This window comes from Prevotella amnii DSM 23384 = JCM 14753 (assembly GCF_000378745.1).
GTDB lineage: Bacteria > Bacteroidota > Bacteroidia > Bacteroidales > Bacteroidaceae > Prevotella > Prevotella amnii.
In genome coordinates this window covers 22,844-37,307 of sequence record NZ_KB905265.1, presented here as the reverse complement: position 1 = coordinate 37,307, position 14,464 = coordinate 22,844, and the positions used below count along the sequence as shown (strand labels likewise).

Below are 14,464 nucleotides of genomic sequence, written 5' to 3'. Positions count from 1 at the left end.
CAAAAAGAACAATGATTAGAAATAAAATTCAAAAACGACACCGTGCGTACAATCCCTTGAAGGGATTTAATTACGCCAACCGTCAGGCTCGCAATATGTTCATGGTTACGTTTGCGGCTTTCGGTGTTATCTTATTGCTCGGAGCGTTGCTCGACCACTCTCTGGGAATGGCTTCTGCTTCAGGACTTTCGCTTGCTTCTATGGCTATGTTAGGGCATATCGATGATGTGTCCGATCGTGATACCCACGGTAGCGACATATCCTATATAGTCTACCTCGTTGCTATTAACCAGATTGACCGTACTAAGGAGTTTCCACAGCCCAACGCACAGCGTGAGGTGGCACCCATTCCGTTAAAGAAGGGAGAGATACCGCACTACTTCGAGGCACACGACATTCCTACATTCACAGGAACAACCGAGAAGGGCGACATCACTACCACTGGCGAAAACCAGTTTGTTATCATCATGGGTGGCGCACGAGTTCAGCTCTACAACTTCATCGAAGAATATGGTGGTGGCAAGTTCATTATCTTCTTCAAACACATCAAGTCGAAGGAATGGTATATCATCGGCGAGCTGGAACGCCCTATCATTCTCTCGAACACAGAGACTAAGGACGATAAGGACGGCCGTTACACCACCTTTACCTTCAAGCGTTCTTCAGTAGACTTACCGCTGATTTACACTGGCAACCCTGCAATGAACGCATCGACGGAGGTGTCAGCAGGTGCTACCGAGATTGCCATCACGGCATCTTCCAACACCTATAAGATTGCCAACGGCACAGGCTCGGCAGCGGTTATCACAACCGTTTCAGGTCTTACTGCCACCGATAAGGGTCGCTACATCACCCTTGTTGGCGCAGGAACTGATAAGCCAGCCACCGTTACCGATGGTACAACCTTCGTGTTGGAGAATGGTGCTACATGGACGGCGAAGGAAGGGGCAACCCTTACACTCCGCATCCTTGATACAACGACCTTAATCGAAGTATCTCGTACCGAAGTATAATCTTTAGGGGTTAGAGAGGGTAACTTCTCTAACTCCTTTAATTCCTTTAATTATGTATAGTGTAAAAGAGAAACTCAATCATTTTCGCCAGCTGTCAAACCACTCAGTTGCCGAGGCCGACCTTGCGCTATTGAAGGATAAGTCTCCAGGCAACAGCAATCTCATTCGCTACGGTCTTGCTCCAACCAAGAACGCCGAGGATATTCTGTTCGATTTGCTGGATGTTGTTACGCATGACGAGGTTGTTCGTAACCGCCGTGAATACCTTGCAACCCAGAAAGCCGAGGCAGAAACAAACAACACCCCTAATGGTGATGATAATCCAAATCCTGATGAAGAGAAGAAAGAGAAGTCTGTTGTCGAAGGCGAGAAGCAAGAGGACGAAACCCCAAAGGATAACGATAATCCTGCTAATGAGAAGCCTACCGACGAAACTCCTGCGCCTAAAGCCGAGGAAGTGGAACAGCCCAAAGAGGAGATTCCCACAGAAACGACCGAGGAAACAGAGCAGGTAACAGTTCTTGAAGAAGCTCCTAAAGCTGAAGCTGAAGAGGTGGAACAGCCCAAAGAGGAAGCAGCCACAGAGGCAGCAGAAGAAGGCGAGCAACCAGCAACTGAAAAAAAAAGTACCTCACCAAAGAAGAAGAGTACCCAAAAGTAGACTGGACTAATCTTCTCGATGCCGACGTGCAGATGGCAACCGTTATCTACAACGACCGCATCAACACTTGGCGACAGATGAAGCAGCTCGACGAAGTGCTTGATACTCACCCCACAGCCCACACCGTAACTGATATGGCAGAGCTAAGGATAAGAAATAATCAAGCCTTTGCCGAGTTGCAATCATTCAATGATACGGGCAAGTTTCTCTGTAAGCACCCCATACTCTTCGGACGCTCAGAGATTGCCCAGCTCATCAAGTTGCTTCGCTCCGACCCTGCCGAGTTCCTCCGTCAGCATAAGAACGTGTTCGACAATATCAAGCGTTATCGCTCCTATCTCAAGCGAAGCGATAGAAAAGATAAGCGCACCGCCGACCGAAAGAACCTCGAAAGGCATCAGGAAAGGGAGCGACTTTTCAAAATGGTTCTTGAACAACAAAATAAATAATGACAATGGAAAATAGCATAAAAGTTTTTAATTTGGGTGGTCTTCCTACTGCCCCGCTGGACTCTTTTATCGAACTTCAGGAAGATTTCAAAAAGCCTGATGCAGACAAATTATCGAAGTTGCAGATGCTCATAATCACTCGTGGCTTCAAGTATTCATTCAAAGTTTGGAAAGACCCTGACGGTAAGCTGTGGATTATCGATGCGCACCAAAGAAGGAAGGCTCTTCTCGGGCTTCGCTCCTATGGTTTCAAGATTCCCGATATTCCCTATGAGGAAATACAGGCTTCGAACAAGAAAGAAGCAGTAGAGGAAATCGCTGCATATAATTCAGAGTTTGCGCAGAAGAATCCCGATACCCTTTTATTCACGAAATATAATATTAGCGGCGATGATCTTGCCAAATTCAATCTTGGCTATGAAGTTAAGCAAAACGATTTCTCTGTCGGAACAGATAAGTTATTTGCCACAGAGAATGATACAGCAGAGATACAAGAAGATGCCGTTGATACCCTTCCACAAGAGGACAGTGATGTCTTTGCCCGTCCTGGTGATGTTTTCCGACTTGGCAATAATAGACTGATGTGTGGAGACTGTCGTTCAAAAAAGGATATTGTTATGTTGATGAATGGACAAGTTGCTGATATGATTCTCACAGACCCTCCTTATAATGTAAATTATGAAGGTGGCGGAGATAGTAAACTTACCATTCAGAACGACTCAATGGAGAATGATTTGTTCCTCCGCTTCTTACAGTCTGTATTCAACGTGATGTTTTCCATTGTTAAAGCTGGAGGTTCCTTCTATGTTTTCCACGCAGACTCTGAAGGCGAGAACTTTCGTAGAGCCATTCGAGAAGCAGGGTTCAAGATTGCGCAATGCTGCGTTTGGGTCAAGGATTCCCTTGTAATGGGACGTCAGGACTATCAATGGCAGCACGAACCGTGTTTATACGGTTGGAAGCCTGGGGCTGCACATTTTTGGAACTCAGATAGGAAGCAGACAACCATTTGGAATTTCGATAAGCCAAAAGCCAATAGAATTCATCCAACAATGAAGCCTATTGCGCTGATGGCATACCCAATTACCAACAGTGCCAAGAATGGCGATATTGTTGTTGATGTGTTCTCTGGTTCAGGTTCTACAATTATGGCGTGCCAACAGACCGACCGTATCGGCTATGGAATGGAAATAGACCCTAAATACGTGTCTGCTACTGTACGAAGATACATGGCAATGTTTCCCCAACAGCCAGTTCTGTTGGAGAGGGATGGCAATGTCTTATCAGAGGATTACACCAAAAAGATAATTCTATGTCGGAATTAGTACAGAATGAAATTCTCTCAGATGAGTATATCTATCAAGTCAGAACGTTCGGAGCATTGAATTATACCCCCGAACGTATCTGCCAGCTACTCGGTCTGAGGAAAACTAAGCGTATAGCCTTGCTGTATCGTATCACCATTCCTGGGGATGTGTATTGCGAGGCATACCAGCAAGGACTTGCGCTTGGCGAATATAACATTGACGCAGAGCTTGCTAAAAAAGCAGAGAAAGGGGATAATGACTCTATTACTTTGCTTGAGGAACGCAAGAATGAGCGTGCTGAGAAAGACCTGCGTATGAAACTCTTTGGAATATGAAAAGTGAAATTGAGAAGTTAGACTCCATACACCCTGACCTTATATCCGCATTCTTGACGAATGGGGACTGCGAGGGTATTCCACAGGAAATAAAGTTGTTCTTACAGCAACTACAATGGTCTGCGGAGATATTCGAGCATGAGCGTAACATTACAAGAGCTGCAAAAAAGCTGAAGCTCCGTATCAATGCAGAGCAACGGCTAAAGATAGAGGAACGCACCTGTATGGCGAGAATCTATCAGGCTATCAACTACTTTCAGGTGGATTGTAATGTCCCCATTAAAGTTTGGGAAAGCAACTTTGCCAACAAGTATGAGGATATTGCTAAACTCTGTGCCCTCAATCGCGACTACAAGGGTATGAAGTCATGCTATGACGCTGCCTTGGAATGTCGTCGTAGGTCTTCAGAGATAGCAGAGGCAGACAGGGATTTAGGAGTTCTCTTCTTAATTTCTCCTGAACTAACCCCCGAGGAACTTGGCTTCTCGAAGAAGAACCTCAAGGAGATTGCAGCCAAGCACAACCAAGGATTTTATGTTACACTCATCGACTCCCTGCCCATCGAGAACAAGGAGAAGAAGCGTCTGCTGCGTGATGCCGATATTCAGGATGCCGAAATAGTGGAGGAACTGTCCAATGACTGATATGCAACCAACCGAGAACCCTACGCTCGACTTCGAGCATTATTATATGAACCACGTGCAGCTATTGGCGAACATCATCGACCCCAATATGCTCTATGCCGAGTGGGCGCGTGCCACGGGTAAGACCGAGGGTGTGATTGTGCCACGGCTCATCCGTGTGGCGAACGATATGCCGGGCGAGCTGTCGTTCCTGGTGCACAAGACCTACGTTGCCCTGATGACCAACGTATGGCCGAATATTCAGGCATCGTTCTCTCGTCCCGTCATGGTAAACGGTAAGCAGAGGGCAATGCTGGAGTATGGCATCGACTATGTGGTGGGCGAAGCAAAGCTGCCTTCCCACTTCCGCCGTCCCCGTTACCCCATAGCCTACGCCAAGCACTCCATTATCTTCCGCAACGGAGCACACTTGCAGCTCGTGTCTTCCGACCAGCCCGAGAGTGTGGCAGGTCGTAACGCCGTACACGCCTTCGTGGAGGAGATGAAGCACAACAGCGGCGAGAAGCTGAAGTCGCGCCTGTTCCCATCGCTCCGCGGTGGCTCGGCAGAGATTAGACGGTCGGCCTACTACGAGGGTGTTACGGGAGTGAGCGATACGGCGCGTGTCGATTTGGGTGAGGACGATTGGTTTGAGGAATACGAGAACAAGATGGACCGCCAGCTCATCGAGGAGATAGCCTCGGTGTCGCTCTCCATCAACCAGTCGCTGTACAAGCAGTTCACCCTTCAGCAGGAGCTGCGAAACACCAAGAACCCCGTCGTGATGGAGAAGATACGACTGGAAAACGAGCGGCTCAATGCCTTTGTGGCACGCTGGAAGCCTCGCCTTGCCGATATGCGCCGTAACGCCATCTACTATATCCGTGCATCATCATTCTGCAACAAGGACATTCTCGGTCCTAAATTCTTCAAGACACAGCTCGACACGCTTGATATGGACGAGTTTCTCACGGCTATCTGCGCCATTCGCCATAAGGAGGTAACCAACAAGTTTTTCACAACCTACGATCACGAGCGACATCAGTTCAAGGATAGCTATATCTACGACCAGATACTGAAATTTGACCTCAAGGACCAGTTCCTGCTCACGGCACGCTACCTGCGCCATTACGATAAGCGAGAACCTCTCTACATAGGCTACGACCCAGGCAACTTCCAGTCGCTCATCGTGGGACAGAAGAAGGACTATGGTAACCGTTTCGACATCATCAAGGAGTTTTGGGCATACATTCCCGACGACCAGCAGCAGCTTGCACAGCAGGTGTACTCGTTCTTCGGCACGGATGCCGTGAACAAGGTTATCCACCTCTACCCTGACCGTGCAGGCAACAAGACACGTGAGGAACTGGAGCAGATAACCACCGACTCGCTCACGATGAAGGCTGCCTTGGAGAGTTACGGCTTCTCGGTTATCCTTTACAACAACGGTGCGCCCACCATCTACCACTGGCAGCAGTTCCGCCTATGTCAGTTGCTCTTTGGTGAGAAACTTCCCTTGCTCCCAAAGGTGCGTATCGATGAGAACGAGTGCCCTAACCTGTGCAGTGCCATTCTTATCAGTCCGCTGAAGAAAACCAACGGCAAAATAGAGCTTGACAAAGCCTCGGAGAAGAAGGAGGAACTGAAACGGCGACCAGGGCTAACGACGCAGCTCCCCAGTGCAATGATTTATCTGCTTTATGGTCTTTATTCCGACCTTATCAAGAAAGAATTAAGCAGTTATCCCGATGATTTGCCCGAAAACATAGCCATTTAAGCCCCAATAATGTAGCAAAAGCAACATAAAAAGTTGGCAAAAACAGGCAATAACGAGGGCTATTTACATAGATCAAAAAATTACTTTGTTGAAAATCAATGGTTTGCGTTCTGAAAATCAAAAACGAAAATAAACAAACGGCGTTTGTCAGCACGCACCGCTGATTTTGGATATTGAGGTGCAACCTCTCAAAAGCACGGAAATATGACGCCAGCCACCATTTGCCGTCCTTTGCTCCCATAGGGGAATTGCGTAATTTCGCAAGTGATGAAGAAGGCAATCGAAATGGATGGCATCAATGCGATGCAGTGGGCAAGGGAGATTAGCAAGCTCCCTGGTGGCGACTTCACGCTGTGCTTCTTCCCTTATTCGAGGTCGCAGGGCGTGGCAGGGGATAAGCTCATAGTGAAACCACATTGCAAGTACCGCACCCAACTACCACAGGATAGGTTTGCAGTGAACTCGGAGAACTACTTTCTGTTCGAGGACGAGTATGGAGAACCTAAGATGTGCTACCGCATACTCATTAGGTATATGGGCTTCCCGCAAGATGGATATAAACTACACAAGATAAATTGGTTATGACAGACAGTATAGAACTATACGGCAATGCTGGTACATATATCATGGACGGCAACGTACTATCCTTTCAGATAGGCGAGGGTAAGCAGGTGTTCCAAACACCTGGACTGCTCGTACCGCAGGGCAGACAGTTAGTCATGCACGAACACCAGTGGCTCAGTTTCAATGGGTATCAAGTATGTATGCGTGGCGTGAACAACGCACTCTGCGACGAAGTAACGGCGGAAATCAAGGAGAACCGTCTGCTGCCACGCTTATACAGCAAGGAGATTAAGATGCTCTACGGTCATGGTCCATGTGCCTATATGCAGACGATAGAGGGTGGCAAGATGAAGCGTGAGTACCTTGCGCTGCCCCAGTGGGATGAGTGGATCAATACGTGGTGTGAGCGTGGGATGGAAACATCGGCACAGGCTTTCGCCAAGACCTGCATTAAGAACTTCTACTACTTTGGCGACTTCTTCGTGAAGTGGCGTTTTACCCGTGGTAAGCGATTGGGGATGCAGCCTGTGGCTGGGCTGGAAGCGATGGAGAATAAGCACTGCCGTCTTGCCACCACACGGCAGGATGTAGCCTACGAGATGATGAGTTACAGCGACTTCCGCCATATAGCGGTGGGCAGGTGGACCTATTGTGCAAGTAGCTACAAGATATATCCTAAGTTCAATTTATCAGAAGTAGACAACTACCAGTATGCTGCCATTTCTCACCATCGGGAGAAATCGGTCGATGAGTTCTACGGCGTGAACGAAACTCACCAAGGCGCACGCCCCTATATCCAGGGTAGCAACAAGACTGCTACCTACATTAACTCCTTCCTGCGCAACTCGTTAGCTGCCAAGATACACATCATTATCCCCAATGCGTGGGTATCGAGCAAGCGCAACCAACTGATGAAGTTGTGCGAGGAGAATAAAATCCGTAAATCGAAGAAGCAGGAGTTGGTAAAATATAACGGTATCGGTATCGGCACGGAATATAGGGAGTCGTTACTTGTGGAGTATATGCGATTGGAGCTACGCAAGATTGGCGATTATCTAAGCGGTTCTGGCAACCAGGGAAAGGCTTATTCCTCCATCTCGTTTATGGACAGCTCAGGTAACGAGCAGCAATGGAAGATAGAGACTATCGACCTTAAATACAAGGAATATATCGAGGCTTTGATAGCTTACGACAAACGCACCGAACAAGCCTTGCTTTCAAGTGTCGGACTCGATGCCTCCATAACGGCAGTGGACAAAGACGGGGTTATCAGCAAGTCGGGTTCCGACTCTTACTATAACTACCTTATATATATAATGTCGCTTACACCAGAGGACGAGATTTGCTGCGAGCCTTTCAATTATGCGCTCCGCCTCAATTTCCCCGACCTTTGGCAGCAGGGCTATCGCATAGGCTTCTATCGTGAGGTTCCGCAGCGACAGGAAGATGTAGCACCCAAGGACAGACTTAATCAGCAACAGGCATGAAGAATATATTAGTTGATATCTTTAAAGACTTCGGCACCTTCAGCAAGTATGCTCCCGGTGTCGAGACGAATATGGACTTAAACGACCTCCTCTCGTCAGGCGTAACAGCCCGAAAGCGTGTGGAAACCATCATCACCGCCGAGGTGTTCAATGCCATCGCCCTTAATCCCGACGATGCACTGATAGAGTCCCTGCGTTCTGCTGTGGCCAATATGACAATGGCTTCGCAGCTGATATTTGACAGTATCAACCGTCGTAAGAACCACGTGGATGTCTATAAGTACGAGATTGAGGGAATGAAGCGTTCCTATATGGACAACTACTACAACGCTATGGATACCATTATCCAGCAGCTTATGTCGGCAGAGGTCAATAGTGGGGACACCTGTTCTCCTGCTGCCCTATGGCGTAAATCCCGATACTACAAGATTATTGATAGCTGCAAAATCAGAACTGCGGATGAATTCGACTCTATCTATCCAATAGACCTGTCTTACTTCTTTTTCTTCCGCATTCTTCCCCTTCAGAAGGAGACCCTCGACGAGCGTCTTTCGGCATACTACGACCGCCTCACTGATGACAATCGTGAGCGAATAGAGCCGATATTGACCCTTGCACTGGTTAAAAAGACCGTAGCCAAGTCGCTCCGTCGGTTCGACATCTTAGAGTTCCCTCCAACCATCCGCAACCTCTTTGACGACAGCCACGTCTCTCGCTCGGGCAAGGACGAACACGATGCAGCCATCGACCTCGCCGACCGTCTTGACCTCGAAGCCGAGGAACTTACCGCCAATGCCGATACCTTGCTCGCAACGGACGCATCTGTGGACTTCTGCTCTAATTCTGCGTATAACCGCCCTGATGACAAAATCATTATACTGCCATGATAAAGGATATAGAACTCGTCTACAAAGGGGAAATACACCGCATCCCGAACTGTTGGGACGGTATGACCGACCGCCAGTACGTTCACCTTGTGGCCGACTTGCTTCGTATGGCTGCTGGTAAACTCTCTGCTGGAGAGGTGCGCATCAACTGGCTGTGCGACATTATGGGTTGGGATAAGCATAAGTTTCGCTCCGAGGAACAGATAGCCAATCTCGTTGCAATCTCCGAGCAGCTCACGTTTATGTTTCAAATCAACTATCCCGACAACAACGCCGTACTGGACGGCGTGGACGACGAAACTTACCAGTTATGCCGTCGCATTGATCCCTACCGTCTGCATATTCCCCTTGCTCGTGTACTGCGCCGGCTCGACTATCAGTATGTGGTGGACCTGTGCTTCTGTGCGCAGCTCATCCCTGCCGTCCGAATTGGCGAGCATCGTTATCAAGGCTACAAGATTGAGACAGGCTACGGAATGCTCACCTGCTCGCTCACAGCCCTTCAGTATATCGAGGCACAGGAACTCATCGAGCAGGGCGACGAGTCACTTCCACTACTCGCTGCCATTCTCTACTATCCCGAAAAGGAGTACCATTCCGAGCTTGTCCACGAAAAGGCTAAAGAGTTCGCTAAACTACCGCTCGAATTACTTACGGCTATATCATTTAATTTTCAGGCTTTTAACAACTATCTCTTTAGTAATACTTCATTCTCTCTTTTATCGAAGTTCGTCAAAAAGCCCAAACATCCCATCACTACCGATGCCTCCGATGCGCTCTACGACCTCTCCAAAGAGGGGCTTGGCGATGCTCGTCAGATAGAGCAGATGAACGTGCTTACCTATCTGAAGGTGCTGCGCAAGAAGACTATCGATGCCGTCCACGATATGAAGGGTTTTGGGTGGGATAAGTTGAAAATCAGTGAGGAGGTGGGCTTGCCCATTTCCGTAATCGACAATATATTATGATTAAAGACCAGTTTCTCTATTTCGCACAGTACCCCTCCAAGGAGGGTATCCGTGCCATACTTACTAATGGGTCGAGCGACTTCCCTGGTTATAACGAGCTTACCGAAGTTCTCGACAATCTTCCCGATATGTCGCGCATCCCCGAGATTGCCAACTATGTCTACGGTCAGTCGTTTGACGAACTGAAGCAGCGCATCGATAAGCTGGCAGGTTCGTTCCTCTTCGTTGATTACGGTGAACTGAATATGCTTGCCGATGGGCGCAACTCCTATCAGATTACTCAGCGCATAGCCATCACCGTAGCCAACAAGATGACCAACCGTGCCGATGCTGCCGAATATATGCTTGCCTCCGATGCTACACTTCGTCTACTCTCAAGGGTTCACGCCTGGATGCTTGCCGATGCGGAGCAGGGCAATATCGAGTGGCTCTCACGTGGTGAACTCGATAAGGCGGAGATAATTCCCTTTGTCGCCACGGAACTCTCCTCTGTCGGATGGACGCTTATGCTCTCCTGCATCAGCCCCGATGCGCTCGGCACCCACCACCTCAGTCGGTCCTTTGCCAAGCGGATGCAGTAACGTAATTTTGTACCAAAATTAAAGTCTGATAACAATGACAAAACTACCAATGATATCTATCGTCTCTCTGCCACTCACCATAGTGGCCGACTTCTCGCAGTATCTCTATCAGGACTGGGAATTTGCCAAGTGGATAGGCGTCGCCATCATCATCGACACTATTCTCAGCGTGTGGAAGCACTTTCTTCACAAAGACGCCTCCAGCGAGGCTTTTTTCGGTAAGTTCAGCAAGAAGATTGCCATTTACATTCTTCTACTCATCCTCTCCAACGTACTTGCCAATTTCAAGGTGAATGGCAGCGTGGTCGGTGCTACCCAGTGGATAGGAACCTATCTTTGCGTATTTATGATGGTACGCGAGTGTTTCTCTTGCGTAGAGAATATCCAAGCCATCTATCCCATATTTCCAACCTCATTCGTCCGCCGTCTGAAAGACTTCAACGATAAGGGCGAATACATCAAAAAAGACTGATTATGGCAACAATAGCACAGCGTGATTTCGCACGCAACATATATGTGGCAGCTCAGAAAGCCACCGACATCGCCCCCGAGTTCGTTACCGCACAGGCTATTCTTGAGAGTGGCTGGGGCAAAGCCCGTGTAGGCAAGTACAACCTCTTCGGCATCACTAAGGGCAGCCGATGGACGGGCAAGACCGTTCTAGTAAAGACACACGAGTACTTCAATACCCCCAACCGCACCTTCGTCGCTCCCGAGCGTGTCGTGTCAATATGCAAGTGCAAAGGTGGAAATCGCTGGTATTACACCGTCTATCGTCTCTTTAAGGACTTCGACTCCCTTGCCGACTGCCTTGCCGAGCATTCACGGCTATTGCAGAAGCCAGGCTTTGCCGATGCGTGGCCATACCGCCACGATGCCGAAGAGTTCGCCCGTCGCATCTGCGATAATCGTGGCAGCAAGTATGCCACCTCTCCCGACTACCTTCGTCAGATGCTCTCGCTTATAGTCTCTGTTCGTAAAATGTGTCAATAGACTATGGAAAAGAGAATTGCGATTATCTATGCTATTTGCGGTGCGTTCCTGATACTCATCGTTGCTCTTGCCTTATTCGTGCAGCTCTATCTCGATACGGCAGCTGACCGCAACCGCATTAAGCAGAACCAAAGCCTTCTGCTTCATAACGGCATGGTAGAGGTTAGCGAGACCAACACTGGCAACAGCCATGCTTCTGCTCCAGCCCTCACGCTTCGCACTTCCGAGTTTAAGGAAAGCGGAGACACCTTGACAAAGGTAGCCCGTCAGATAGGTATCAAGCCCTCACGTATCTCCGAGGCTGCCACCGCTGCCACTACCACCGCTGCCGACATTACCACACCAGTTTGGCACACCACCGACACCGCCACAGTATCTACCGATAGTTTGCATCGTCCCGATAGCCTGGTATGCTTCTCTTGGCACGATTCTTGGTTGTCGTTATCAGGCTGCGTGTCCGACAGTATATTCCGAGGGTCGGTAACTTCCACCGATACCCTCGACATCATCGTCCACCGCATTCCCAAGCGTTTCCTTTTCTTTCGCTTTGGCTGTAAGCAGGTACGCATGGACATCATTAGTCGTAATCCACACACACGGCTCACTTATGCACGATATTTTCAGTTAATCAAATAAATGTTTTTATAAGGTTTAGTTTTTAGGTTAGAAGATTTTTTAGGATGATGGGGCTTCCGCAGCGATGCGCAAGCCCCTTTTTGGTACGCTCGGCATGAGCATTATCTAATGGGTGGAAGTCCCGAGTAAGCCCTAATAGCGGGAATTACATAGCCAAAGGCAAGGGTGTTCATCGTGAGGTGAAATCTGAAGGAAGCCGGTGGCAAACATCTGGCCTAACGAACAGAAACTTCATATAAGGCATATGACCATGGATAAGATTGCCAGACAAATCAAAGTCCCATAGCTATTCGGAATGGTCGGTGGAGTTTCCTTGAGCTTAGCGAAAAAATGAAGTAGGTATAAGATGGAAAGATAATGTTCTTATCCGAGGAGGTCTCACGGACGTTTCAAATAGTTGCTTTTACGAAAGAAGCGGAGTAAAGCTTGCCGTGAGAAGTCAGCAGAGGTCATAGTACCCAAGGTACGTGTGCCTACAGGGAAGGACCGAATCGTGCAGTGCAATAGTAAATGAATGTTACCCTGCGAATTTCTTCGTCAGATGTCCGAAAGGAGCTCTCTATCCAAGACGATAGGACGGAATCCGACAATAGGATAGAAGTGACGTTACTCAAAGGGATAGCTGAAAACAACTTGCCACACACCGTGAGGTGTAAAAGTACGAAACCGCCGTATGCCGAACGGCACGTACGGTGGTGTGGGAGGTCGGTAAATGTGAAAGTAGGAGGTAACTGCCTTTTATGAATAACATTTACCTCCTACCCGATTATCGTTTTTATCCTTAGATAATCCCCGAGATTTTCTTTGACGACCTCATAACTCACGGTTTTGTCGTAGCAGAATAATCCCACCCACCGCTCGTTCTTTGTAGCCGTAGCAGCCCTCAAACTGCTACGGATTTTTGCTTCAAATGTTAAAATTTTATTTCAGTACAAATAAAAGTACTGAAATATTTGCGTAGTACGGATAAAAGTATTACCTTTGTATTGTTCAATAAAATAAATATAGAATATGAAGACAAAAAAATTAGCACTCACAGAAATCGAGTTCGATATAATTGAGTCAGGGCGTAACTACCGCAAGAGTTATCCAAACGGAGACCCCGAGTTAAGATACTATCTTGAACGTCTCTTTGTAGAATGGCTCGAAGGCAACGAAGATTAAAACAAACATGCCTCTCCTCTTCGGAGGAGGGGTTATTAAAGAAAGGATACAACTATGGCAACAATGACATTAAAGAGAACACAGGCGGACACAATGAAAGCCCAAATGAGCGACTTGCTGATTTCCATCTCATGGTCAGATCTCGCAAAGCGTTATTTCGGCAAATCAGGTTCTTGGCTCTACCACAAACTTGACGGCATCGACGGTAACAAGAAGCCCACAGAGTTTAGCGAGGCAGAGAAGTTAATACTTCGTGGTGCGCTTACCGACCTTGCCGACCGCATCCGCCGAGCCGCTGACGGCATACACTAAGCCTCGGTTTCTATATTGACCGATTTGAACACCAAGTCGCCACGTGGGCTGGTGGCGCATCTTAGCCCTCTTGCACCAAGCAAGGGGGCTTTTTGCTTCAAATGTTAAAAACATAATTTACTATCAAAAAAGATAGTAAAAAATTTGATTACTATCCAAAAAAGTAGTACCTTTGTATTGTTCAAATAAATATATGGTATGAAACAAGAAAAAATCAAAATGGAGGTTACCTCCGAAGAACAAGACCTCATTCAGGCAATCAGAAATTATTGCGACAGTTATCCAAACGGTTATCCACAGCTCCTTATTTATGCACAGGACATCTTCGACCGACTAACGGATATGCCAAAAGAGTAAAACAAAAGGTTCTCCCTACGGGGAGAACCACTTAAAAGATAAAACTAAAATTACAAGATTATGGAAATAGCAGTACAGAAAGCAGACAAAATCACCGATATGAAGAACCGTATGCGTGATATATATCTTAGTGTGTCATGGCGTGAAATCTCACGCACTTACTTCGAGAAGTCTGTGCCTTGGTTTCAGCATAAGATGTATGGCATTGACGGCAACGGTGGTGTGGGAGGTTTCACACCTGAAGAAGCACAGCAACTTCGTGGTGCGCTCGTAGACCTTAGCGACCGTATTCGTCGAGCTGCCGATAATATTCCAGCCCCGGCTGCTACTATATAGCCGATTTGAACACC

18 protein-coding genes are annotated in these 14,464 nt (G+C 47.8%); all 18 read left to right on the top strand.

Translation table 11 applies throughout. The features are described from left to right. Positions 1 to 11: 11 nt before the first annotated feature. The 18 genes from F596_RS0100235 (at position 12) to F596_RS0100145 (ending at position 14,450) form a co-directional block, all read left to right on the top strand. Positions 12 to 1,013: a hypothetical protein gene (locus tag F596_RS0100235; RefSeq protein ID WP_024992578.1), complete on the top strand. Its 1,002-nt coding sequence runs from the start codon at positions 12 to 14 to the stop codon at positions 1,011 to 1,013. A 130-nt stretch (positions 1,014 to 1,143) separates the two neighbouring features. After that, positions 1,144 to 1,674, top strand: a complete 531-nt coding sequence (locus tag F596_RS0100230; protein WP_238292558.1) for a hypothetical protein — start codon at positions 1,144 to 1,146, stop codon at positions 1,672 to 1,674. Between the two features lie 32 nt (positions 1,675 to 1,706). Next, positions 1,707 to 2,123, top strand: a complete 417-nt coding sequence (locus F596_RS0100225) for a hypothetical protein (protein ID WP_008448974.1) — start codon at positions 1,707 to 1,709, stop codon at positions 2,121 to 2,123. Further along, entirely contained in the window at positions 2,123 to 3,448 is a 1,326-nt protein-coding gene (locus F596_RS0100220) for a DNA-methyltransferase (protein WP_008448940.1), read from the top strand. Before F596_RS0100225 ends, F596_RS0100220 begins: the two co-directional genes overlap by 1 nt. After that, positions 3,436 to 3,765 (top strand): hypothetical protein, encoded by a 330-nt coding sequence (locus F596_RS0100215; protein ID WP_019035394.1) that lies wholly within the window; start codon positions 3,436 to 3,438, stop codon positions 3,763 to 3,765. Before F596_RS0100220 ends, F596_RS0100215 begins: the two co-directional genes overlap by 13 nt. Beyond that, positions 3,762 to 4,409, top strand: coding sequence for a hypothetical protein (locus tag F596_RS0100210; RefSeq protein WP_008449019.1), 648 nt, complete (start codon positions 3,762 to 3,764; stop codon positions 4,407 to 4,409). The genes F596_RS0100215 and F596_RS0100210 overlap by 4 nt, the downstream gene beginning before the upstream one ends. After that, on the top strand, positions 4,402 to 6,165 hold the full coding sequence (locus F596_RS0100205) for a hypothetical protein (protein WP_019035393.1): 1,764 nt from the start codon (positions 4,402 to 4,404) through the stop codon (positions 6,163 to 6,165). Before F596_RS0100210 ends, F596_RS0100205 begins: the two co-directional genes overlap by 8 nt. A 267-nt stretch (positions 6,166 to 6,432) precedes the next feature. Then, a complete protein-coding gene (locus F596_RS0100200; RefSeq protein WP_019035392.1) occupies positions 6,433 to 6,750 on the top strand; it encodes a hypothetical protein in 318 nt (105 codons plus the stop codon). Further along, the gene (locus F596_RS0100195) at positions 6,747 to 8,216 is read left to right on the top strand and encodes a hypothetical protein (RefSeq protein ID WP_008449028.1); all 1,470 of its coding nucleotides are present in this window, start codon (positions 6,747 to 6,749) and stop codon (positions 8,214 to 8,216) included. Before F596_RS0100200 ends, F596_RS0100195 begins: the two co-directional genes overlap by 4 nt. Then, positions 8,213 to 9,103 (top strand): hypothetical protein, encoded by an 891-nt coding sequence (locus F596_RS0100190; RefSeq protein WP_008448993.1) that lies wholly within the window; start codon positions 8,213 to 8,215, stop codon positions 9,101 to 9,103. The genes F596_RS0100195 and F596_RS0100190 overlap by 4 nt, the downstream gene beginning before the upstream one ends. Continuing rightward, complete coding sequence (locus F596_RS0100185; protein WP_019035391.1) at positions 9,100 to 10,071, top strand: hypothetical protein; 972 nt, start codon at positions 9,100 to 9,102, stop codon at positions 10,069 to 10,071. The genes F596_RS0100190 and F596_RS0100185 overlap by 4 nt, the downstream gene beginning before the upstream one ends. Further along, positions 10,068 to 10,652, top strand: coding sequence for a hypothetical protein (locus tag F596_RS0100180; protein WP_019035390.1), 585 nt, complete (start codon positions 10,068 to 10,070; stop codon positions 10,650 to 10,652). Before F596_RS0100185 ends, F596_RS0100180 begins: the two co-directional genes overlap by 4 nt. A 34-nt stretch (positions 10,653 to 10,686) precedes the next feature. After that, positions 10,687 to 11,124 (top strand): bacteriophage holin, encoded by a 438-nt coding sequence (locus tag F596_RS0100175; RefSeq protein ID WP_004378599.1) that lies wholly within the window; start codon positions 10,687 to 10,689, stop codon positions 11,122 to 11,124. Between the two features lie 2 nt (positions 11,125 to 11,126). Beyond that, complete coding sequence (locus tag F596_RS0100170; RefSeq protein ID WP_019035389.1) at positions 11,127 to 11,645, top strand: glycoside hydrolase family 73 protein; 519 nt, start codon at positions 11,127 to 11,129, stop codon at positions 11,643 to 11,645. Positions 11,646 to 11,648: 3 nt separating this feature from the next. Further along, the gene (locus F596_RS0100165; RefSeq protein WP_019035388.1) at positions 11,649 to 12,281 is read left to right on the top strand and encodes a DUF6549 family protein; all 633 of its coding nucleotides are present in this window, start codon (positions 11,649 to 11,651) and stop codon (positions 12,279 to 12,281) included. A 1,218-nt stretch (positions 12,282 to 13,499) separates the two neighbouring features. Then, entirely contained in the window at positions 13,500 to 13,757 is a 258-nt protein-coding gene (locus tag F596_RS0100155; protein WP_019035386.1) for a DUF5053 domain-containing protein, read from the top strand. Between the two features lie 198 nt (positions 13,758 to 13,955). Then, complete coding sequence (locus tag F596_RS11740) at positions 13,956 to 14,114, top strand: hypothetical protein (RefSeq protein ID WP_019035385.1); 159 nt, start codon at positions 13,956 to 13,958, stop codon at positions 14,112 to 14,114. 60 nt (positions 14,115 to 14,174) lie between these two features. Further along, on the top strand, positions 14,175 to 14,450 hold the full coding sequence (locus F596_RS0100145; protein ID WP_008449032.1) for a DUF5053 domain-containing protein: 276 nt from the start codon (positions 14,175 to 14,177) through the stop codon (positions 14,448 to 14,450). Positions 14,451 to 14,464: the final 14 nt, after the last annotated feature.

Excerpts from the sequence above, each read along its gene's own strand:
- F596_RS0100235 (WP_024992578.1), top strand. The coding sequence starts at position 12 with ATGATTAGAAATAAAATTCAAAAACGACACCGTGCGTACAATCCCTTG.
- F596_RS0100225 (WP_008448974.1), top strand. The coding sequence starts at position 1,707 with ATGGCAACCGTTATCTACAACGACCGCATCAACACTTGGCGACAGATG.
- F596_RS0100220 (WP_008448940.1), top strand. The coding sequence starts at position 2,123 with ATGACAATGGAAAATAGCATAAAAGTTTTTAATTTGGGTGGTCTTCCT.
- F596_RS0100215 (WP_019035394.1), top strand. The coding sequence starts at position 3,436 with ATGTCGGAATTAGTACAGAATGAAATTCTCTCAGATGAGTATATCTAT.
- F596_RS0100210 (WP_008449019.1), top strand. The coding sequence starts at position 3,762 with ATGAAAAGTGAAATTGAGAAGTTAGACTCCATACACCCTGACCTTATA.
- F596_RS0100205 (WP_019035393.1), top strand. The coding sequence starts at position 4,402 with ATGACTGATATGCAACCAACCGAGAACCCTACGCTCGACTTCGAGCAT.
- F596_RS0100200 (WP_019035392.1), top strand. The coding sequence starts at position 6,433 with ATGAAGAAGGCAATCGAAATGGATGGCATCAATGCGATGCAGTGGGCA.
- F596_RS0100195 (WP_008449028.1), top strand. The coding sequence starts at position 6,747 with ATGACAGACAGTATAGAACTATACGGCAATGCTGGTACATATATCATG.
- F596_RS0100190 (WP_008448993.1), top strand. The coding sequence starts at position 8,213 with ATGAAGAATATATTAGTTGATATCTTTAAAGACTTCGGCACCTTCAGC.
- F596_RS0100185 (WP_019035391.1), top strand. The coding sequence starts at position 9,100 with ATGATAAAGGATATAGAACTCGTCTACAAAGGGGAAATACACCGCATC.
- F596_RS0100180 (WP_019035390.1), top strand. The coding sequence starts at position 10,068 with ATGATTAAAGACCAGTTTCTCTATTTCGCACAGTACCCCTCCAAGGAG.
- F596_RS0100175 (WP_004378599.1), top strand. The coding sequence starts at position 10,687 with ATGACAAAACTACCAATGATATCTATCGTCTCTCTGCCACTCACCATA.
- F596_RS0100170 (WP_019035389.1), top strand. The coding sequence starts at position 11,127 with ATGGCAACAATAGCACAGCGTGATTTCGCACGCAACATATATGTGGCA.
- F596_RS0100165 (WP_019035388.1), top strand. The coding sequence starts at position 11,649 with ATGGAAAAGAGAATTGCGATTATCTATGCTATTTGCGGTGCGTTCCTG.
- F596_RS0100155 (WP_019035386.1), top strand. The coding sequence starts at position 13,500 with ATGGCAACAATGACATTAAAGAGAACACAGGCGGACACAATGAAAGCC.
- F596_RS11740 (WP_019035385.1), top strand. The coding sequence starts at position 13,956 with ATGAAACAAGAAAAAATCAAAATGGAGGTTACCTCCGAAGAACAAGAC.
- F596_RS0100145 (WP_008449032.1), top strand. The coding sequence starts at position 14,175 with ATGGAAATAGCAGTACAGAAAGCAGACAAAATCACCGATATGAAGAAC.